21 protein-coding genes are annotated in these 19,900 nt (G+C 70.7%); 12 read left to right on the forward strand and 9 right to left on the reverse strand.

The window, feature by feature from the left end; genetic code table 11:
- Window positions 1-95 precede the first annotated feature (95 nt).
- Window positions 96-887 (forward strand): DNA methylase, encoded by a 792-nt coding sequence (locus ADK54_RS18100; protein ID WP_324610171.1) that lies wholly within the window; start codon window positions 96-98, stop codon window positions 885-887.
- Between the two features lie 741 nt (window positions 888-1,628).
- Here ADK54_RS18100 and ADK54_RS46805 read toward each other — a convergent pair.
- Entirely contained in the window at window positions 1,629-1,799 is a 171-nt protein-coding gene (locus ADK54_RS46805; RefSeq protein ID WP_199826989.1) for a hypothetical protein, read from the reverse strand.
- A 263-nt stretch (window positions 1,800-2,062) separates the two neighbouring features.
- Here ADK54_RS46805 and ADK54_RS18110 point away from each other — a divergent pair, with 263 nt between their 5' ends.
- From ADK54_RS18110 to ADK54_RS18130, 5 genes are all read left to right on the forward strand, one after another.
- Window positions 2,063-2,461 (forward strand): hypothetical protein, encoded by a 399-nt coding sequence (locus ADK54_RS18110; RefSeq protein ID WP_053726676.1) that lies wholly within the window; start codon window positions 2,063-2,065, stop codon window positions 2,459-2,461.
- 47 nt (window positions 2,462-2,508) lie between these two features.
- Window positions 2,509-3,477, forward strand: coding sequence for an AAA family ATPase (locus ADK54_RS18115; protein ID WP_159047825.1), 969 nt, complete (start codon window positions 2,509-2,511; stop codon window positions 3,475-3,477).
- The gene (locus ADK54_RS18120; protein WP_053726678.1) at window positions 3,474-5,267 is read left to right on the forward strand and encodes a VWA domain-containing protein; all 1,794 of its coding nucleotides are present in this window, start codon (window positions 3,474-3,476) and stop codon (window positions 5,265-5,267) included. Before ADK54_RS18115 ends, ADK54_RS18120 begins: the two co-directional genes overlap by 4 nt.
- 94 nt (window positions 5,268-5,361) lie before the next feature.
- Complete coding sequence (locus ADK54_RS18125; protein ID WP_053726679.1) at window positions 5,362-6,021, forward strand: hypothetical protein; 660 nt, start codon at window positions 5,362-5,364, stop codon at window positions 6,019-6,021.
- Window positions 6,022-6,167: 146 nt separating this feature from the next.
- The gene (locus ADK54_RS18130; RefSeq protein WP_053726680.1) at window positions 6,168-6,482 is read left to right on the forward strand and encodes a hypothetical protein; all 315 of its coding nucleotides are present in this window, start codon (window positions 6,168-6,170) and stop codon (window positions 6,480-6,482) included.
- Window positions 6,483-6,954: 472 nt separating this feature from the next.
- On the opposite strand, the gene ADK54_RS18135 is transcribed toward ADK54_RS18130, so the two are convergent.
- The 3 genes from ADK54_RS18135 to ADK54_RS18145 form a co-directional block, all read right to left on the reverse strand.
- A complete protein-coding gene (locus tag ADK54_RS18135; RefSeq protein ID WP_053726681.1) occupies window positions 6,955-9,567 on the reverse strand; it encodes an MXAN_6230/SCO0854 family RING domain-containing protein in 2,613 nt (870 codons plus the stop codon).
- Between the two features lie 557 nt (window positions 9,568-10,124).
- Window positions 10,125-10,481: a hypothetical protein gene (locus tag ADK54_RS18140; RefSeq protein ID WP_053726682.1), complete on the reverse strand. Its 357-nt coding sequence runs from the start codon at window positions 10,479-10,481 to the stop codon at window positions 10,125-10,127.
- Window positions 10,478-10,948 (reverse strand): hypothetical protein, encoded by a 471-nt coding sequence (locus tag ADK54_RS18145; RefSeq protein ID WP_053726683.1) that lies wholly within the window; start codon window positions 10,946-10,948, stop codon window positions 10,478-10,480. Before ADK54_RS18145 ends, ADK54_RS18140 begins: the two co-directional genes overlap by 4 nt.
- Window positions 10,949-11,156: 208 nt before the next feature.
- Between ADK54_RS18145 and ADK54_RS18150 the strand changes: the two genes are divergently transcribed.
- The 4 genes from ADK54_RS18150 (at window position 11,157) to ADK54_RS18165 (ending at window position 13,651) form a co-directional block, all read left to right on the forward strand.
- The gene (locus ADK54_RS18150) at window positions 11,157-11,603 is read left to right on the forward strand and encodes a hypothetical protein (RefSeq protein ID WP_053726684.1); all 447 of its coding nucleotides are present in this window, start codon (window positions 11,157-11,159) and stop codon (window positions 11,601-11,603) included.
- 43 nt (window positions 11,604-11,646) lie between these two features.
- The gene (locus tag ADK54_RS18155; protein WP_053726685.1) at window positions 11,647-11,967 is read left to right on the forward strand and encodes a hypothetical protein; all 321 of its coding nucleotides are present in this window, start codon (window positions 11,647-11,649) and stop codon (window positions 11,965-11,967) included.
- 482 nt (window positions 11,968-12,449) lie between these two features.
- Window positions 12,450-12,812 (forward strand): DUF6205 family protein, encoded by a 363-nt coding sequence (locus ADK54_RS18160; RefSeq protein WP_053726686.1) that lies wholly within the window; start codon window positions 12,450-12,452, stop codon window positions 12,810-12,812.
- A 218-nt stretch (window positions 12,813-13,030) separates the two neighbouring features.
- Complete coding sequence (locus ADK54_RS18165; RefSeq protein ID WP_159047826.1) at window positions 13,031-13,651, forward strand: hypothetical protein; 621 nt, start codon at window positions 13,031-13,033, stop codon at window positions 13,649-13,651.
- A gap of 81 nt (window positions 13,652-13,732) precedes the next feature.
- Here ADK54_RS18165 and ADK54_RS18170 read toward each other — a convergent pair whose 3' ends face one another.
- From ADK54_RS18170 to ADK54_RS18190, 5 genes are all read right to left on the reverse strand, one after another.
- Window positions 13,733-14,146 carry a hypothetical protein gene (locus ADK54_RS18170; RefSeq protein ID WP_159047827.1) on the reverse strand — a complete coding sequence of 138 codons (414 nt, stop codon included), beginning with the start codon at window positions 14,144-14,146 and terminating at the stop codon, window positions 13,733-13,735.
- Between the two features lie 67 nt (window positions 14,147-14,213).
- Window positions 14,214-14,816: a hypothetical protein gene (locus ADK54_RS18175; protein ID WP_053726689.1), complete on the reverse strand. Its 603-nt coding sequence runs from the start codon at window positions 14,814-14,816 to the stop codon at window positions 14,214-14,216.
- A gap of 9 nt (window positions 14,817-14,825) precedes the next feature.
- Window positions 14,826-16,955, reverse strand: coding sequence for a hypothetical protein (locus ADK54_RS18180; RefSeq protein WP_053726690.1), 2,130 nt, complete (start codon window positions 16,953-16,955; stop codon window positions 14,826-14,828).
- A gap of 37 nt (window positions 16,956-16,992) precedes the next feature.
- Complete coding sequence (locus ADK54_RS18185) at window positions 16,993-17,772, reverse strand: hypothetical protein (protein ID WP_053726691.1); 780 nt, start codon at window positions 17,770-17,772, stop codon at window positions 16,993-16,995.
- Window positions 17,773-17,945: 173 nt separating this feature from the next.
- Complete coding sequence (locus tag ADK54_RS18190; protein ID WP_053726692.1) at window positions 17,946-18,227, reverse strand: HU family DNA-binding protein; 282 nt, start codon at window positions 18,225-18,227, stop codon at window positions 17,946-17,948.
- 307 nt (window positions 18,228-18,534) lie between these two features.
- On the opposite strand from ADK54_RS18190, the gene ADK54_RS18195 reads away from it, so the two are divergent.
- Both ADK54_RS18195 and ADK54_RS46075 read left to right on the forward strand, forming a co-directional pair.
- A complete protein-coding gene (locus ADK54_RS18195) occupies window positions 18,535-19,023 on the forward strand; it encodes a hypothetical protein (RefSeq protein WP_053726693.1) in 489 nt (162 codons plus the stop codon).
- Between the two features lie 272 nt (window positions 19,024-19,295).
- Window positions 19,296-19,616: a hypothetical protein gene (locus ADK54_RS46075; RefSeq protein ID WP_159047828.1), complete on the forward strand. Its 321-nt coding sequence runs from the start codon at window positions 19,296-19,298 to the stop codon at window positions 19,614-19,616.
- The last annotated feature ends 284 nt before the right edge of the window (window positions 19,617-19,900 follow it).

The raw sequence follows: 19,900 nt of genomic DNA on the forward strand, positions 1-19,900 counted from the left end.
TGGCGTGCTGCAGCACAGGGGCCTGCCGGCCTGCGAAACGGCTACGGCTGCCGAAGCGGCCCGCTTTCCGTGGGCGTCGTCCGCGGGTCCTGGACCTGTTCTGCGGTCCCGGCGGCGCGGGGATGGGGTACTACCGGGCGGGGTTCGACGTCGTGGGCGTCGACAAGAGCGCGCGGCCCCACTACCCGTTCGAGTTCCATCAGGCCGATGCCCTGGAGTTCGCGCACTCGCACGTCCAGGACTTCGACCTGGTGCACGCCTCGCCGCCGTGCCAGCACTCGTGCACCCTCACCAAGGGCACGAACAAGGGCCGCGAGTACGTCGACTTGATCCCCGAGACGCGGGAGCTGTTCGCCTGGTACGGCGTTCCCTCCGTGATCGAGAACGTCCAGGGCGCCCAGCTGCGGCGCGACCTGGTGCTGTGCGGCGAGATGTTCGGGCTCGGAGTCCTGCGCCATCGGGTGTTCGAGATCGACTACTGGAAGGGCGACCGGCGGCCGCACCAGCCCCACCGCGGCTACGTCCGTGGTCTGCGGCACGGCGTGTGGCGGGACGGCCCGTACATCGCCGCGTACGGCAAGGGCGGCGGCAAGGGCACCGTCCGCGAAATGCAGCAGGCGATGGACATCCACTGGACCGACGTCCACGAGGAGCTCACCGAGGCGATCCCGCCCGCGTACACCGAGTACATCGGAGCCGAGTTCCTCACCACGGGCGAGTGGGGCGCCATCGCCCGCGGGGTCCCGGACACCGCACCCATTCCGAAGATCATGCGCCCCTATCTCCGGCTCAACGCCGCGGGCCGACTCGTCGCGACCGAGAGCGGCCCGCAGCCCTCCGCTCCCGCGCCGCGTCCCCTCGTCCGCCGTTCTCCGTTCCCGTTATGAAAGAGCCCAGTTGACCAAGCCCAAGTACTTCGTGGACGTCCCGCACCGGTACCTCGACATCCCAGTCCCGCCGACGTCAGGGCCCGGTGGCACACCTGGGAAGCCGCGGCCTGGCGCCGCAGCCGGCACACGGCCGCCAACAACGTCTTCCCGCCCGATCAGCGCTACACGGTCCGCGCGCCCGCCGCGATGTGCCCGCATCACCGGGAGTCGTGGCGGGGTTACCGGAACATGGACTTCGACCCGGTCAGCGGGAACCGGTGGCCCGGATACCCTGACTCCCCGTTCATACCCGTCGGCCGGGACCTGGCCAGGGTCCGCGAGGAACGCCGGTGTGAGTGGGACGAGAAGGCGTCCGCCCAGATGCGCCTGATCGAAGACATCTGTCTGTCCGGCCGGTCCCCGCAGTGCGACCGGCCTAGCCCGGCGGGCGATGGTGCGTCGCTGTGAACCGTAGGGTCGGCGGCGGTCCCCGTCGTGGTCCAGGATTGCGGGGCCGGTCCACGGGGCGCCGGCGCGTGACGGCCACCGGACAGCGTCGTTCTTGGATCATGACTGAGACGACGGTCGAGAATCCAGTGTCCGAGCTGAGCGCGTACCTGCAGGAACTGGTGCGAGGGACCCTGAGTGGGTACTGCCCACGGTGAGCCCGTGCTTCTGGCCGTCCGCTGGATCCCAGATTTTGTGACCGGATGCGGTGGCCGGGCGGCTGGCCGAGGTGGTTGCCCCGGGCGCAGTTGGTCAGGCGGCGCCGGCCGAGATGAGGCCGAAGTCGAGAGCCCGCTGCGACTCGCGCAGGGTCTGCTCCGCAGTGCGGCGTGCCTCGCCCAGAACGTCGCCGAGCTCCTCGACGAGGCTGGTGTAGATCGGTGCGTCAGCGTCAAGTGTGCTGCTGGTCTGCGGTGTGTTCACGGTCTTGTTCTCTCCCGGGCGTGGACAGCGGGTGCCGAGTGTACGGGGCGCGTAAGTCTGTCACCCGACCCCGTCCCGGCGATCCGGACACGGGCGTGAACGCGTAGTCGACACACCCCGAGCGACCCTATTAGTTTGACCCATGGATGCGACATGGGTACAATTGAGTACATCGGAGGACGCCTCCACCCCTGCGTCGGCCACTTCGCCGCGCACCTCCAGATATCTAGTGACCCAAATAATTTGATCCATGGGGGTATTAGTTGGCTTCCAGTGACAGCGTCGTCAGCTTCGGCTGGGAACTGCACCTTGAGGACGGGCACAGCGACAAGTTCTACCGGTTCATCGTCGTCACTGGGGACGAGGCGATCGTGCTCGGAATCCACGGATCCCGCAGCGGCAAGGGCCAGATCGGACTGGTCCACACGCAGATCACCGCCGCCGAGGCTTTGGGCCACGCGGTGAGGCGGTCCCGTGAGAAGGAGAGGAAGGGATACGCGCCGAGCCGCGACTTCACCGTCTTTGGCCTGCCTGCGGATCTCACCGACGCCGCCTCCGCTCACAGCAACGCCCACCGCATCGCTCAGCACTTCGGCAAGCACGCCCGCGAGACGGGCACGGAACTCGGCCACGCCTCGCACATCCCGGGCTCGGACTTCTAGCCCGGAACCGCGTCCGCGCCTCTCTCCCCTTCCACTCCAGGAGTCCCTTGCCCAGCTTCACGAGTCAGATGAACCAGCGCGGCCGCGCGGTCCTGGAGGACCTCGAGCGGGAACGCACCCAGCAGAGCGCGCCCCTTCCGCCTCCGCCCGCCCTGTCGTCCGCGCTCGCACCGGTTGGCCCGCAGGTCCGTCCGAACGGCCATCCCTACCAGCCCCGTATGGTCGGCCCGCTGGAGGACCTCGCGTTCCTTCGCGACGCCCGCGACCACCACGAGCACGTGCTGCTCGTCGGGCCGCCCGGCACCGGCAAGACCGCGCTGAGCGAGGCCGCGTTCGTCCAGGACGCCATCGACGGCCTGCACAGCGGCCTGGAGACGATCGTCGGCACCGCCGACACCGACGTGCCGGACTTCGTCGGCACCTTCGTCCAGGACCCGGGCACCGAGCTCTACGAGTGGGTGCCGGGCCCGCTCATCCGCAGCATCGAGAACGACGTCCCGCTGCTGATCGACGAGATCGCCCTGATTGACCCCCGGGTGCTGACCGTGCTGTACGCGCTCATGGACGGCCGCGGTGAGCTGCACGTCCCGATGAACCCGAAGTTGCCCCCGCTCAAGGTCGGGCCCAACTGGTTCGTCATCGGCGCCTGCAACCCCGACGTTCCCGGGGCGAACCTGAGCGACGCCCTGCGCAGCCGGTTCCACCACCACATCGAAGTGGCCACCGACTGGGACCTGGCTGCCGACCTCGGCGTGCCGGAGGATCTGATCACCGTGGCCAGGAACCTGGACAGCCGCAGGGCCCAGGAGACGTACGCGGGTTGGATCCCGCAGCTGCGTGACGCGCTGGCCTTCGCCGAGGCAACTGCGCGGTACGGACAGGGATTTGCCGTCGCCGGTCTGCTGCGCAAGTGCCCCGCCCAGGACCGCGAGGAGTTCGCCGCCGCCATGGAGGAGAAGTTCGGCGAGACCCCGGCTCTGGCCCTGGGCGCCCGCGTTCCTGCGGGGCGCCGGTGACGGCCACCGTGGCGGGCACCGCTCCCGCGGTGCAGGAGGACGCCGACGCGGATCTGCTGGATGCCCGGCGCGCGCTCGCCCGGCGTCTGGGCTCCATCATCAACACCCTGGCCGACCGCGACGATGTGCTGCTCACCATGGTGTGGGACGGCGCGTCCACGGCGGAGGCCGCCTGGTTCGACCCGGCACTGATCAAGGTCACGGTCAACGGGGCGATCGCGCTGAAGGACGGCGTGCACCCGGACCAGATCGACCCGCTCAGCGTCTCGGGCCGGCTGCGGCACCCGGTGATCGTGGGGATGTCCACGCATGAGGCCGGACATGCCCGCAGCACCCGCTGGCGGGACTGGCCCGAGTCGGCGGGACGCGCCATGATCCGCGCGGCCGTGCTGCTCGAAGAGCCCCGGATCGAGGCGCGTCACCTCCAGGAGCGCCCGGCGGACCGCGTCTTCCTGCGCGCCTGCGCGAGCAGCATCGTGCTGCCTGCGCAGCGCACCGCCTCACCGAAGTACGACCGGTGGCGGGCCGCGGCCGGTGCCGCGCTCATCCTGGGCCGGGCGGACGCCGGGGTGCTCACCGAGATCGAGGTCCAGCCGGTGCGCGCGGCGGCCGAGTCCGTCCTCGGCGCGGGTGATCTGGCCCGGCTTCGGGACCTGTGGCAGGAGGTCCTGGGCCTCGCCGACGGCGACCAGGCCGGGCTGCTGGAGGTCGCCCGCCGGTGGGTGGAGGTCGTCGGCGCCGACCCCGACGACGACCTGCCCGGCATCGGATGCGCCGCGGGCGAGCCCCGCGAGTCCTCGGACGCAGCGGCGGGCGGGGATCCGTTCGGCTCGGTCGTGGCCCGTGTCACCGTCGCGGCCTCGGTGCACGCACAGATCTCCACGGGGGCGCTGCCCGACCCCGAGCAGCAACGTCGTCTCAAGGAGGCGGCTGCCCGGCGGCAGAAGGAACGCCGGGCCGAGGATGCCGCGCAGCAGGCGGCACGGAACGCTGCCCGCCGGGTGTTCCCGCCCGCGCCCGCTCCGACGTCAAGCCGCTCGCGGCCGAGGAATCCGGTCAGCGGCCGCCGGGCACCCACCGCACTGGAGCGGGCGGCCGCCCGGCGCCTGGGCCTCGCGCTCGCCAGGGCGCGGTTCCGCGACACCGCCCGGGTCCGCGTCGCCTCTGCGCTCCCGCCGGGCCGGTTGTCCGGCCGCGACGCGATGCTCGGTGCGGCGCAGCGCGCCCTGGGGGTGCCGGTCACCGTCCGGCCGTTTCGCACGGTGCGGCGCAAGCGCACGGACGAGCCGCCGGTCGCGGTCGGGGTGGCCGTCGACGTCTCCGGGTCGATGCGCGCCTACACGCCGATCGTCGCTTCGACGGCCTGGATGTTCGCGCACGGAACCCGCGAGGTCGCGGGTAAGGCGGCGACGGTGGCCTTCGGTACGGCTGTCACCCCGATCGTCGCCCCCGGCCAGCCGCCCTCCCAGGTCACCGAGTTTCACGCGAACGACGGTAACCATCGCTTCACGGAGGCCGTCAACGCCCTCGACGGCGCGCTGGGGCTCTCCCGTAAGGACGGTGCTCGCGTTCTGGTCATCGTGTCCGACGGCCACTGGGAGCCGGAGGAGCGCCTCGGCGGTAAGCGGCTCGTACGGCGCCTGACCAAGGCAGGCGTCCACGTCCTGTGGTTCTGCCTCGACCCCGGTTCCAACGTCCTGCCCGGCGCCCACCGCCTGGACGTCGCCCAGGTCGCCGACATTCCGGCTGTCTTGAGCGCCGCGCTGGTCTCCGCGCTGCGCTGCGCCTGACCCACCCGCGGCGGGCGGATCCCCCTCACGGACCCGCCCGCCCCTCACTACTGGGCGCCGCCGCTCGGCGGCGCCTTCACACCGAGGAGCCTTCGTGCCCATCACCACCCTCAAGGAAGCCCGGCAGGCCGCGAAGGCCCTGTCCGAGCGCGGCCCGATCGCCGCCTTCGCCGCTGGCTGCGGCATTCCAGGCTGCTTCGCCCGTCTGCGCCTGGCGCTGTCCGGCATGCGCCGCGAAAGCCTGGCGACCTCGGCGGCGCTGAACATGGCGGACGGCCCCGATGACCCCTACATGGAGCGCGGGAAGCAGGAGATGGCCGAGATCACCTCCTCCATCAGTGACCTGCTGTCCTGGACCGAGCAGCAGCTCTGCCAGGTCGAGGAGTGCGACTGCCGCGCCGACCGTCTGCTGCGCCAGCTCCTCCAGGACGCCCAGGTACCCGAACAGACCGGCTACTCCGCCTCGTTGGGACGCAACAACTGCGTCATTGCCGGCCACTACGAGCCCGAGCCTGACGAGCACACCGCGTACGTCATCATCGAGCACCGCAACAACATCGAGCATGCCGTTCGGATCCACCACGGATGGCGGGCACGGCTCGTCACGGCCGCCGGCGTCACCACGTTGTACGCATCGCCGGGCTACCCGCAGACCCCAGTCTCCGTCTTCCGCGAAGACACGCGCGCCTGCGTCCGTGCTGTCGTCGGCGCACTGCACCACGCCGATGCCACGTCGGCCGCGCAGAGCTCCTGACAACCCCAGAGGTAACGGGTACGGGGCGGGGCGGACCGGCCTAGGTGCCCGCGCGGCGGCGGACTCTGTCCACAGGGCGTGGCGTGCAGGGTCGGTTCCATCGGAGGCGCAGCAGAGTGCCGCCCCGCCGTCCAAGGAGACCGCCCGTGGTGATCGCTGTTCTCGACGTGTTGCTGACCATTCTGGTGCCGTTGGTGATGGGCGCGGCGATCACGTACACCAGCCCGAGCGGCGCCTTGTTCCTGCGCCCGCTGGAGGAAAGCCCCCTCGGGCGCCGGGAGTTGAATCCGGTGCGTGTGCTGCCCCTGCTGCTGCCCGTGGTGTGGCAGCCGATAGCGGGCACGTATCTGCTCGTGGAGCGGCTGTTCGGGGTGCTCGTTGTCGGTGCCATCGGGATGGCTCTGGGCCGCATCATCCGCTCGGTGTCCGCCCGTCTGCTGCGTCCGCGGAGCCGGAGTTGAACACCTCGCCCGCCGAAGGGCGCGAGGCAAAGGCGCCTGCCGTAGACCGTGGGGATCCCGTGCCCCAGGCTGGCAAGGAAGATTCGGATCGTTCTGCGGCTGCGTCTGGCCGCCGGGATCGGCCAGGGCAGGCCTTGGTGGTCATCTGGGGCGGCCTCGCCGCCGCCCTACTCGTATGCGTCACGATCCAGCGGGTCATCCCTCATCTGCAGGCCGCGACCGTCGGCGGGACTCTCCCGGTCCTCCTCGCGCCGGCCTTCCTGCTGTTGCTCGTAGTGGGACAGTTGGCCGGCCTGGCCGGGGTGTGCTTCTACGGCTGGCACGCGCTGTTCACCACGCCGGTCTGCACTCATCGCGATCCGCAACCGGCGCGGGCCCCGGTGACCTCGGCCGTGCACATGAAGAAGCCCTTGGGGGCGGTGCGTGAGTGCGCACCGTCCCCAAGGGCTGTTGTTCTGCCATGCGTTGGCCGCTACTGCGGGGTGAGAGTGGAGACGAGCTCGGACGCGGCCAGCAGGCGCACACTCCGGGCGTCCAGTCCTGCCGGGTAGAGCGCGTACGCCTCGGCGCCGTCGGCCAGGGCCAGGTCGCCGCGCACCAGGTAGGCCGCGTGCACGTCGGTGGCGTCCACGTTGAGGGCCTCGTCGGCGTTCGGGGTGCCGATGCGCGTGGCGAAGGCCGGGGTGGTCTCCTGCGGGCGGCGCCGGTAGGTCGTGGTGGAGCCGTCAAGGTGGCGCACCACGACGGTGCGGGCACGGGCTGCCGCCTGCCAGCTGGCCAGTTCACCGAGCCCGACGCGGGCGCCGGAGGTGAACAGGCCGGTCAGGCCCTCGCCGAGGGTGGCGAGGTCGTCCGCATGCCGGTGGACGGCGTGGTTGGTGCCGGTGACGCCCTTGACGACGTCGAACCACCGCATGGTGCGCCCCTTCACGTCGATCAGCAGGGGAACGCTCGCGCGGGACTGACCGGTCAGGTCGAAGCGCTGCTCGACGTGGCGCGGGTTGAAGGCGGCTCCGGTGCTGCCGTCCTCATCGCGGGCCATGAATCCGGCGAAGGCGTCGGCGAGATCGTCGAACGGCACGTTGTTGAACGAGAAGACCACGGCGACGAGGTAGCGAACGCCTGCGGCGCCCAGCTGGTCGAGGTCGAGGTCGACGAACTCGCTGGCGCCCTGAGGTGCCGGTGCGCTCGTCAGGTCGCCCGAGTGCACGGCCGCCGAACCCTCGAAGCGGAGCCGGGTGTAGTCGCAGGTGCCGACGTGCTCCCAGGTGTCGTTGAACATCGCTGCCGACAGGTCCAGGTCGGTGCGACCGGAAGTGGCGCTCTCCGTCCAATGGAGGAAGAGGCGCACCGTGCGCCCGTCGGGCAGGGGCAGTTCGCTGCCGCGCGGCAAGGTGACCAGGGCGCGCGAAGCGGTCCGCTCGGCGAACGGCGCGATCACGCCGTGAAGGCCCGCGTCGACGACAGCGGTGTCCACCGGAGTGAGCCGTCCTGCGCGGCGCAGGATCTCGCTGGTCAGGATGGTCACGGCGCGGTCGACGACGATGTCCGGCAGCGGGTCGCGGTCGTCCGCGACGATGTGGGCCTTGGCGTTGCCGCCCTTGGGGAAGAAGACCCGCTCGGTGCCCTTGCGGGTCCGGGTGCGGATCTCGCCGAGCGCCGAGAGGACGACGGCCGGGGCGACGTGGGGCACCGCCCGCTCCAGAGCGTCGAGGACGATGGGCGCCTGGTCGGTCCCCGCGAGCCGAAGCAAGTGGTCCAGCCGACGCAGGAACTCGCCGGGGCGCTGGATCAGGAGGGGCAGCACGCGCTGCACGTCGGCCTCGGCGAGGGCCGTCTCGACCTGGGTGGCCCAGAGCGCGAGCGTGACCTTCGGCCGGTTGGTGCTGGCGACCGGCACCGTACGGGCGGTCGCCCGCAAGGTGCGCGAGAGGGTGTCGTCGGTGAGCGCGGTCTGGCGCAGCGCGGCGATGGCGAGGGCCGCGTTCGGGTAGCGGCTGGCGTACTCGAAGGGGTGCAGCCGCTCCGCCAGGTGCTTCCATGCCTGCTCGTGGCGGCGCATGTCCTCCGGGACCAGGGTCACGTCGAGGCCGTCGAGGGCCTGCAGCAGGGCACGGCGCAGCGGCCGTGAGAGGGCGGTGAAGCGGACCGGCGTGAGAAGTCCGGCGTCGCCGCCGGAGCGGACGGCCGCCAGACGCAGCACATCGGTGGCGGTGGTCATCCGGGCGATGACGGCCGGAAGTGCCACCTGGTGGTGGTCCGGCTCGTCGAGCAGCCAGGCCAGGACGAGGGCCTTGGTGGTGCGGCCGGGGATGGACTCCGGGAGCCATGCCAGGTCGCTGCGGTCGCCCGCCGCGTCGAGGAGGGTCGCAAGGTCGTCGGTGTCCTGCGGGCTGAGCGCGCCGGTGCGCGCCAGCAGGCCGGCCAGCTCGGTCTTGGCGTCCGCCGTGCGGTCCGTGAGCGTGCCGCCATGGTTGAGGATGCGCAGCCGGTCGGGCAGCGCGCGCCGCGCCCCGGCGGCGGGCCGGTGGGCCTGCGGGCGCAGGAACGGGTCGTCGGCGTCGATGCGGCGGTGGCAGATCGGGCAGGCCGAGAAGTCGGCGCCGTCGAAGCAGGACGTGCAGACCAGGTGGGCGCACGGGGCGACCGGGTGCACGGTGTCGTTCGCTCCGCACAGTACGCACGGCTGCTCGGGCTTCTGGACGAGCACGGTCAGGACCCGGTCCACGTAGACGGCGAGGGTGTCGGCCGGGGTGCTGTCCGGGAAGCCGCGAAACAGCGGCGTGTGGTCGCGGTCGGCGCCGAGGGCCGCGTCGATGTCGGCCAGCAGCGCACGACCGGCGGTGATGAGCTGAGCTTCGGTGCCGTCGGCGAGGGCCTGGCGAAGGTTGGCCGACAGGAGGTAGCCGCGCTCGAGGAGGTCGGCCTCCAGCAGGGTGATGCCGGCGAGGGTGTCGAAGGCCGACGTCGAGCGGGCCGACGTGGGTGTGGGGGCGTTCAGGTAGACGGATCCGCGACGGGAAAGGAGCACTGCTGCCAGGCTGCGGCGCACTGCGGTGGTGGTCGTGATGGTCGTGGTCGTCATTGCGTTCCTCCCCCTGCCCCGGCGCTCCCGGGCCTGCAGGTCCCTGTGGTGCAGGGCGTCGTCTTCTTGGGCCGCAGCGTCCAGGCCGCTGCCCGCCCTGGTGGGAGGGAGGGCCTCGGCACCGCTTGGCGTCGCCGAAAGTTTCAACCTGGTCGTAGTCAACGGGCGCAGCGGAGGCACCGGTTGATCGTGCGTGAGGTGTCCGGCGCGGTGAAGCTCTCGGGTGCGGGGCGGGAAGTGAACGCGCTGGGTTCTATTCCAAGAGTGAGAAGGAAGCACGTTTCGGAGCCGCCCCGCAGCCGGGACACTACCAATCGCAAGATTGCCGCTGCACGGGGTTTTTCACGGCCTGAAGGGTGTGGAACCCCTGCCGTCCCGGGTGGGATGGCACGCCTGCGAAGCGTCGGGCCGGCGGCCGCGGTGCCGGGCACCGCTTCAACACCCACGACAGTACCCACAGAGGGTAAGTGTGTCAACTTTTCAGGGTCACTCCCTTGTGGCGCCACACCCCCAGGGCGTTCCCTGGCAGCCCCCCGAGGCGGATCTAGCCGCGAGCGCTAGCGGTCGGTCGCCTTGGGGTGGCCCGTGGACGCCTGATCGATCCACACGGTTCGGCGCTCGGTGTCCAGCAGGTACCAGATGCGTCCGCCGGCGGTCACCTCGATCTGCCAGCGCTGTATGGGCTCGCCGCGGTGCGTGCCGTGGCCGAGCTCGCCCTTGAGCCGGTGGTGGCGCTCCGTGCGCGTAGCCGGAGCCGGATCGGCTCGTATCAGGAGCCAGGCGGCCCGGGTGTTACCGGCGGCCTGGGCCGCGAGCTGCTCCCACCCCTTGGCGGCCTCCCCGTTGGCGAACCGGATGTCCCACTCGCCGGGGCCCGGCGGCGGGGCGACACGGTCTCCGCGTTTGAGACTCACGCCGCGGCTCCGGGTTCGGGCACCGGCCCGTAGTCCTCGTCGGAGTCGGCGGTGAGCGCCGCGTACAGCTCGGGGTCAGCGTGCACCTCGGCGGTGTGCTTCCACTCCGTCAGGAGCTGAGCAACGGCGGCGGTGCTGTCCAGGTCGACTGCCGCACCGAGAGCGCCGACGAGCTCGACGGAGAATTCCCGCACGTCAGGCGCGGGCAGGTAGCGCACCCAGGGAAAGGTGGCCGGCAGTACGTCCAGGACGAGGGTGCGGCCCTGGGAGGTGCGCATCATCTCCACGAACATGCGGCTGGTCGCGCCCAGGACCGCGCTGTCCTGGTCAGCACGTGCGGCCGTGGTCAGGACCAGGTCCTCATCGTCGCGACGCCGGAGCCTTATGCGGCGCGCTCCCCGCAGGGCGGCGAGGGTCACCTTGGGCTTGTTCAGCAGGTCCGAGAGGTTCGTCTCCATCGCGCTCATGAGTTGAAGTTTAGTTGACAAGTCTGCCCAGGGCGCCCTTTGCGCCTCTCGGACGTGCGCTCGACGCCCGCCTTGTCGCGCGCTGCCAGGGTACGCCTCCCTGATCAGCCACCCCTTTCGCTGACCCTATTAATTTGCCTCATACCCTACTTTGAAGTACCATTGAGTTACCGGGTCGGAAAGGCCCTTCCTCACCGCAAGGACTCCCGTGACCCACGCTTCGTACCCCTCCAGTGCTCGCCCGTTCGTCTCCGGCCCTGTTCCGCTGGAGCTCCTGCCGTTCGTCCCGGAGGACTTCCACGACGGCGGTGACGCCGATACCTGGCTCGCTCATCTGGGGCCCTGGGGATGGACCGGAGTCCGCGACTGGGGCACCGAGGGCTGGGACCTCGGCAACTGGCCGTACCAGGCGGTCGCCCTGTACGACTCCCCCTTCGAACTCTGCTACGCGTTCGCCGTCTACACCGAGGGCGACGTGAGCGTCGAGGCGTGGGCCACCCGCGAGGAGCGCGACGCCTCTGTCGACGTCCTCGCCCTGCACTACTGGAGCGACTCCGAGCGCGGCCCTGCCGACGCTCCCGACCCCAGCACCCCGCCCGCCGAGATCCCTCCGCGATTCCGCGGCCCGTACGAACCCACCGACACGGACGCCTGACTCTCCCCTGCCTGCCTCCCGCCCCCGAACGATCTGGAGCCGAATGCCCGCAACCGATGACCTGAGCGACGCCGAGCGCACGACCGAAGAACTGGCCGACATCATGTTCAGCGGCAACGTCATCGAAGTGCTCTTCGCCCCGCTGCTCATCTTCCGTATCTCCCTCAGCGGCGTCGACCTCTTCGTCCGCCACTCACTCACCGACGACCAGATCGCCGACCTGGCCGGGAGCTTCAGCGAGGGCGAGGTGCGGATCACGATGCCGCCCGCCGTCCCCACCAGCGGTCCCGCACTGGTCGAAGCTGGTGAGGCAGCCCTGCTGAACCGCGCTCTCCAAGCCCGCAACATGCTCCTGGGCCGCTAGCCCAGGACGTACCCACGGCCCTGTCACGACCGCGCTCCCGGATACCCCTCAATGGCCCTTTGCCCAGGTGAGGAGTGTCACGGTGGGCTGCGTGACAGTGAGCGTGACACGCGGCATGACACTGATCATCCGTGTCCCTGGAAGGCGGCCGCCGGCTCCTGCAGTTGAACCGCCAACGGCGGCGCCCCTGAAGAGGCTCCGCCGTTGGGTCGGGGCACCCGACGGCGCTTTGCCCCCGGCGTACCGAAGGTGCTGGTTTGGCCTCCTGCCGAGGCGGAAGGCCCGGCGCCGCGTGCCCGTTGCTGCGGCGCCACAGCAACGGTAGCAGCGGCGGACGATCGCCCGTCAGCATCCGGCTCCCGCCCATCCCGAGCCCCGGTCACGGCACCCGCCTCAGCCGCTCCGGGACGCCCCGGGCTCCTCTCCCTCCCTGCCGCACGACAGCGGCCATCTCCAAAGGAGTTGCTCTGTACTACACGTACGTGACTGGCGAGATCCGGATCGAACCTCCGCTGACGTGGACGGAGTGCCAGGGCAGCCGGTTCCTCGGCCGCAGCACCGAAGGGCCCCGCGCCCTCCTTCTCGAAGTCGACGGGGAGTTGCCGACTGCCACGGTTGGGCTGGCGCTGCCTGACCGTGACGACGAGGAGAGTCTCGACTGGCTCGAAGACGACCTTCAGGAGCTCATCGACGCCTTCCCCGGCCACGAGTTCCGCGGGCGGATCCAGTGCATGGGTGACGGGCACTGGAACGACATGTGGGGCGTGGTGGTGATCGACGGGCGTGCTCAGCGGGTGACCCCGCAGGTGATCTGGCCGGACGATACGCCCGGGGCTCCGTCGTAGGCGTGGCCGAACGTGCGTGTCCGGGTGTCCGGCGCTGTCCGGTCGGACACCGTCGGACACTTCCGGGCGGCCCCGCATGTGCCGCCGACGCCGCCGGTCGGGTGCGCGACTAGCCTGGCCAACGGTCCTTTGCAAAGTGCGAGGTTGGTGGGTGAGCGTCAGTGGCGCAGGGAACGACGGCGGCGACGGCTTGGGTGGTCGCGGGCACACGGGACCGGGTGACGGACGCCGTCGAGATGGAGAAGCGGCGCCGCATCATCCTTTCGGCGGAGGACCGTTGGCAGACTCGGGGGCTGTCGCGCGAGGGCGCTGCCGCGGTGCGTGATCGCTGGCGGCGGGAGATCCACCGCCTACGCGGGGAGGCGCAGTTGCTCGACACGATCGACACCCTGGCGGCCTGTGGCATCGGGCAGGAGCTTGGGGAGCGGGGGTGGTCCAAGGATTGGCCGGCGGTGCCCTCGGAGGCTCGGGCTCTCGGCGGTCGGTGGCCGGGATCGCGCACCGGCGGGTATCCGGAGAGCATCCCACTGCGGCTGCCGAGCGATCTCGCCGAGCGGGTGCTGGCCGCGTGCTGGCATACGTCGGTCGAGTCCATCCGGAAGATCCGTAAGTGGCGTGACACGTATCCGGATGTGGTGCCGGTAGCAGCTGCTCCAGCTGCCGCTGAACTCGCTGGCCTGCCCGATCCGTTGGCGGAGTACGAGCGGTTGGCGGCGCAGGTCACCACCGTCGGGGTCGTCTACCGGGCCGGCATCACGCGGGGCATCAAGGCCGCGGAGGCGCTGGCCGCGGCTCACGCCCCAGACGCCGACTCCGACGAAGATCCTGGGCCCTCCTGACGATGGTCCCGCCAGGGCGTTCTGCCGCCGCTCTGCTCGCGCGCCGTCCGGTCGACGTGGGCACCGGGCTTGGTCCGGCGTTTAGAAGAGGACGTTGTCGTCCGTCTTCGGAACGGCGCGTTCGGTGGTGGGCGGGCGGTAGTGGATCTCCGTCCAGTCGCTGCGCCGGTAGACCGTCATCTCGTCGCACTGCGGGCAGCGCACCGCGTAGTGGGTCTTGCACCAGTACGACGGGCCCTGCGCCTGGACCCATTCGGACGGCTGGCCGGGACGGGACCGCCTGACCCGGACCGGGGTGGGTTCGGGCGTGTACCAGGTCTGTCCGAAGACGGTCGACAGCGGCCCGGGGAAGGCGCAGGTCGGGCAGCGGGGGTCGATGTGCGAGGCGGCCAGGGCCGGCTCCCATCGGCCCCAGCGGATCTCCCCGTCCTCATGGTCGCGGTCGGGCAGTGCGGGGAGAACGCGCGCCGGCTCCGGCTGATCCGGTATCACCATGGCGCCCAGTGTGCCCGCACGCGCCGACAGCGGCACCGGCCGGCGCCCGTCGGGGCACTGGCCTCGCTCATTGCGCGGTCCGGCTGGAGCCGGTCATCAGGGGCACGTTGAAGACGAGGGAGCCCGCGTCGTACCCGAAGTCTCCCGGGTGGAAGCCGCCCGCGGTGCCGCCGTTGAAGTACGCGGCGAGCCCTTCCTGGATGACGTCGTCGACCTGGCTTTCGTTCTCCGCCAGTGCCAGGGCGGCGAGTTGGGTGCCGCTGAGGCTGATGGAGATATCCCGCGGCCGCACCGCGTCGGAGCCGCGGACGGTGAAGTTGTTCACCCGCGGCACCAGAACGTCGCCCCGGTGCTGTTCTGCCTGCCGGGCACGTCGCTCACGGCCTCGCTTGGTCGTCTGCGCGGCCGTGGCCTCACGCAGAAGCCGCGCGGCGTTCGCACCTTGCGGGGTGCGGGATCCGTCGAGCCAGCGCCGGATGGTACGGGGAGACATGTTGTAGGCGGCGGCCATCGCCGCGGTCTGGCCGCCGTAGAGCCGGTCGAGGACGTGCTCGGCCTGGGTGGTGGTGCGTACCGGTGCGTGCTTGGACGTGTAGAAGAGCTGGTTGACCCGGGAGTACATCTCGGTCAACTCGGTCTGCTTGGCCACTTCTTCGCGGCTCGTGGTCACGGGGAGTCCTTACGCCTCTACGGCGATGCCGTCGGTCGTGTAGTCGTGGGTGAGGCGCGAGGGGTGCTCGTCGGCTTCCATGAGCTCCAGGGCCTGGTCCATCGGGATGCTCGATTCGTGCTTGAACTGGCCGGGACCGATGCCCAGGCGCAGGACCCCGAGGACGGGCTTGCCGTTCTCCGGCGGGGTGAGCAGTTCGAGCGGTGAGGGCTGCTCGGTGGCGTACAGGTAGGAGTCGACGTTGACGGCGAAGGGGGCGCGGCCGGTCTTCTTGTAGGTCTTGCGCATGCGGCGGTGGTTGGCGATGCGGGCGGCGGAGATGATGTGGAAGCGGACTTCGGGCCGGTAGGACCAGTTGGCCACGATGTCCTTGAGCCACGTTTCCTCGTCGAGGTGCTGGGCTGCCTCGGTCCACTTGCCGATGCCGCCCTTGTAGACCTCCTTGTAGAGGCCGGCCAGCACCAGGGCGTCGGAGCGCGCGGTGTCCTGCGGGTCGAGGTCCTTGTGGCTCTCGTAGGCGGCGAGGAACTCCTCGGACTCCTGGCCGTCCTTGAGGCCGAGCAGGGCGTAGACGCGCTTGTACGCCTCGCGCAGGCGGACCGTCCACTCCTTGAGGAACGGCACGGTGAGGGGCGACAGGTACGCCTCGGTGATGGTGGCCGGGTCGAAGCCGTACTCGGTGACCATGTAGGCGACGGTCGGGGTGGCGTACCAGCCGGGTCCGGTGGGGGGCTTGCCGTGGAAGGTGGCGGGGTGCGGCAGCAGCTCGTCCACCGCAACGGCGGTGAAGTCGCACCACCACAGTCCGGCGGGAGCCGACTTGGTGTCCCAGACCGGGTCGGTGTGGTGTTCCAGCGGGCCGACGGGCAGCCGCAGCGACATGGTGACCGACAGGTAGGAGGCGCACACGTCGCAGGCGACCGCGTACGGCATGGCCGCCTCGGCCTCCGTGAGCGGCCTCTTCCACCATTTGAAGTCCTCCTCCTCGCAGAGGACTTCGCCGCGGTCCGCCAGTTCTCGGGTGAGGGGGTGGCGGGCGCCGGCGGCGGGCGGCACGACGGTGTCGCCGCCGGGCAGCGCTCCGTCGCGGAGGCGGGAGTGCCACTCCCCCTTCTCGTCCTGGTAGGGCTCGTTGCGGGGCCGGACGGCGTCCAGGAGCAGCTTGCTGGTGGTGGCCGGGGTGATGCCGGGGGCGACTCCGAGGTCGGTGACGTAGGTGCGGATGCGCCGGGCGAGGGTCGGCGCGTCGGGTTCGCCCGCGGGGGTGGCGGCGAGCTGGGCCAGCATGGCGCCGGTCACCTGCTGCTTCTCGCTGCCCTGCCCGAGCCACGGGGTGATCACCACGCGCAGGGACGACTTGGGGCCGCCGGCTGATCCTGCGCGGCGGAACGCGTGGAAGATGGGGCCGATCTCCTGGGAGAGCTCCATGCCGACGCTCGCGGCCGCCTTGGACAGCTTCGTCATGAGCGCGGCCAGGGCCTTGTCGGTGGTGGGAAAGGACGCGGGAAGTCCCAGGGCCTTGAGTGCCGCGGCCGAGAGGCAGACCATGCCGTCGCCCGTCCGGCCCGCGTCGTGAATACGGTCGATGCGCAGCGGCAGCCCGGTGCCGAGCCAAGAGAACCAGTCGGTGACCTTCGTGCCGGCGGGCGGCGGGACTTGCTCGATGTCCAGCGTCCAGCCCTCGGCGTTGTGGTCGAGGGCGACGGCCGGCCACCGGCGCGGCTTGTTCGCCGCCGGGGTGGTGCCGGATGCGGTGCGGGCCGGGGTCCGGCGCCCGCCCTGCCCAGCTGCCTGCTCGCTGCGGCCGCGGAATCCGGAGGCCGGGCGCGGGCTGGCGGGACGGCGCGGCGCCTGCTGCCCCTGCGCCGACGCGGGCCTGGGTTCGGGGGCGGGCTCCGGCTGGGCGGGGGTCACGGGTGTGGCATCGGTCTTACGGGCGGCCTCGGCCTGGGCTTCCTGCTCGGCGCGGCGTTGGCGGTGCCGAGCAATCGTCGCAGCCCGGGACTCGGCGGTGCACTGCTTCGGGCACCGCTTCCATTGGTGGACCATCCGGTCGCCTTCGACTTCCCAGGCGATGACGTAGCCGGGGCGGTCGCTGCCGATGCAGCCGTCACACCCGGCAAGGCGTACCTCGGTCATCGTCTGCCCCGTCCTTTCGGTCGTCCTGTGGTGGTCATCAGGTGTTCTGCGGCTCTGCGGTGCCGAACAGACGCTGCGTGCCGTCGAGTTGGGCGGCCCGGTCGGCGGCCTTGTTGCGGGCGTCCTGGTCGGCGGGGAGCAGGCGGTCGAGCTCTCGTTGCGCGGCGTCGCGTATCCGCGCGGCGCTGACGGGCCGGCCGCTGTTGAGACCGGGGATGTTGCGCGCGATGTCCTGGAGCAGCTGCTTGATCGCCTCGGCGTCTCCGGACGTCTCCCGGCCGGCCCGCTCTGCGGTCTCGGCCAGATTCACGGCCATGGTCAGGTAGTTGACTCGCTCAGACCCGGAGGCGAGGAGCCTCTGGGGCAGGGGCCACTCGGAGGAGGCAAGGGTGGAGCGGACGGGACGGAAGGTGTCGGCGACCAGGGCGGGGCACACATGGGTGCGCGGGCTGCTGCGGCTTCGGAAGCTGCGCTCCTCGTCCCGCCGCAGACTCGCCAGGCGTGAGGCGGCGAGCACGGTGCCGAAGAAGGCCCCGCGGACGCTCCGGATGGTCTTCTGTCCCGCAGGGGCGCCGATCAGGTTCAGGGTCTCCAGGACCTGCTCGCGTACGGACCTCATGGACCGCGGTAGGCCAGGCGCAAGGCGCGATGCCGGAGCGGAGGCTCCGGGGAGCAGTGCGTCCCATCCGTCCTGCGCGGCGCGCAGCTGGATGCGGAGTTCCGTGACCCGCTCGCCGTCAGACGCTTCGGCGGCGGACCGGATCTCACTCCGGAGCCGGGTCATCTCCCGCTCGATTGCGTCCAGCGCCTCGTCCATGCGACAGAAATTACCAGAGTTTCCCTGTGTTTTCTTATGTTTTCCCATATGCAGAGACCGGTTCCGGACTCGTGATTTCGGGGCGGCCCAGGAGGGTTCCGGACCGCCCCGCGGACGGCTTCACGGTGAGCCGGTCGGCTCAGTCACAGCCCCCTGTCACCGCGAACGCCTGATCACTTGCCCTTGGCGGCTTCCTTGAGCTTGGTGCCGGCGGAGACCTTCACGCTGTATCCGGCGGGCACGGTGAGCGGCTCGCCCGTCTGGGGGTTGCGGCCGGTCCGAGCGGCGCGGTGCGTGCGCTCGAAGGTGAGGAAGCCGGGGATGGTGACCTTCTCGTCGCCCTTGGCGACGACTTCGCCGACCACCTCCGCGAGGGCGGCCAGTACGGCGTCGGCGTCCTTGCGGGTCACCTCGGCGCGGTCGGCCAGTGCGGAGGTCAGCTCACTGCGGTTCATACGGGGCTCTCCATGTTCGTTCTGCCTGTGCGGCTTCTGCTTCGCCATGCTCCCAGCCCCCACTGACAATCCCGCTCGCGCAGCGCGGTTCGGGCTGCTTCATCGGTCCGGTCGGGGGGTGTCCAGCAACATGAATGACCCTAGTAGTTTGACACACGATTGGCCATGAATAAACTTTCCAGCGTCATTTGATCGTTGTCGACGCCCCGCACCTGCGCATGGCCCTGCCTGGTCCTGCGCGCCGGGCCCCATCGCGACATACCCACCCGGCCCGCAGTGACGGCCGCCTCCCGAGAGGACTTCCACCATGAGCTCGATCGCCACACCGCTCCTCCTTCCGCGGCTTCGGTTCCGGCTGGGCCGCTCCGGCCTTCCCGGGGGCACAACCCGCGACCTCCTGCAGGACGACGCCTGGAGGGCGATCGCCGTGGCCGTCGACCGCGCCACCGCCGACGTACTTCCGCTGAGCGCGTCCGGCACCGGGAGCGTCGTCGCCGGCAACCGGGCGCTCGCCTCCCTGGTGGGCGGCCGCTTCCTGCTCGAGCGCATCTACGAGCGCAACGAGCACCACATCGGCGAACCTCGGACCCGCCGCGAGCGCCGTCAGCGCCGCCGCGCGGCTGAGGACCTGCTCCCCTACCTCACCGCGTTCCAGACGGCCATCAGCTACGCCCGCCGGATCGCCGACGGCGAGCCCGCGCCGGCCAAACTGCCGCCGCTCCTCCAGGCCGAAACCCGTCTCCCGCTGATCCAGCGATTCCGCCAGGACCGGCTGGTCCTGGCGGAGGGCGCCTGATCCCACCTGCCGCCGGCCCTTCAGAAAGGCGCGACATGAAGCCGTTGAACCGCACAAAATCCCCGCGATCTCGGCCATGGCCCTGCGCGCCGCGATCGACGGCGTAGGCCATCCCTCGACACGGCCCGCACCGTAGCTCTGGCCACACTGGCCGACGCCGCACGGGGCCACATTCGCCAGTACGGCGGACTGCCCGGCACGGCCAACGCCGTGATGACCTCTGCCGTGGGTACGGCGGCGATCCCTTCGGAGTCCCGGGCGGGCGCGCCACTTTGAACATTCGCGTCAGTCCCGCGTCCTACGAGCGGATCCGGGAACACCTGGAAGAAGAGTGCTTCCACGACTACGCCTGCGAATGCGAGCCGGATCCGTGGCCCGCCCTTGATGCACTGCCTCGCGAGGAACAGGTGAGGATCTGCCACCTCGACGGCGAGGCACGCGGATCTGCGAAGCGCTCGCAGTTCGGCCGTGGTGATGTCGCACTCGACCTCGACAACGAGGACGTGTTCAGGGCCGCCGAAGTCCTGCGCATCGCGGTCGTCCTCGCGTCGCGCACCCCGGCAGGCGAGACGCCCGGGAACCCCGGGGACTAGAGCCTGCGGAAGAGCCGAACGACGACCTCGGCGACGACAGCACAGGCGTGTCGCTACTGCGGAGGGCCACCCTCGCAGCCAAATCCCCCCCATCTCGCGCCCAGCCACCCGCACCCCCACACAGAATGACCCTATTAATTTGCTTTACGTGCGCGCATGGGTTAATCTATATACGTCACGACGGTTGAGGGGCTTCCTTCCGGCCCTCCCCGGCGTGACTCACCAACCCGCCGTCCGGCGCTCCCCTACGCCCGCTGGACGGCTTCCTCCGACGGACCCGCCCA

Source organism: Streptomyces sp. WM6378, from assembly GCF_001279695.1.
Taxonomy (GTDB): domain Bacteria; phylum Actinomycetota; class Actinomycetes; order Streptomycetales; family Streptomycetaceae; genus Streptomyces.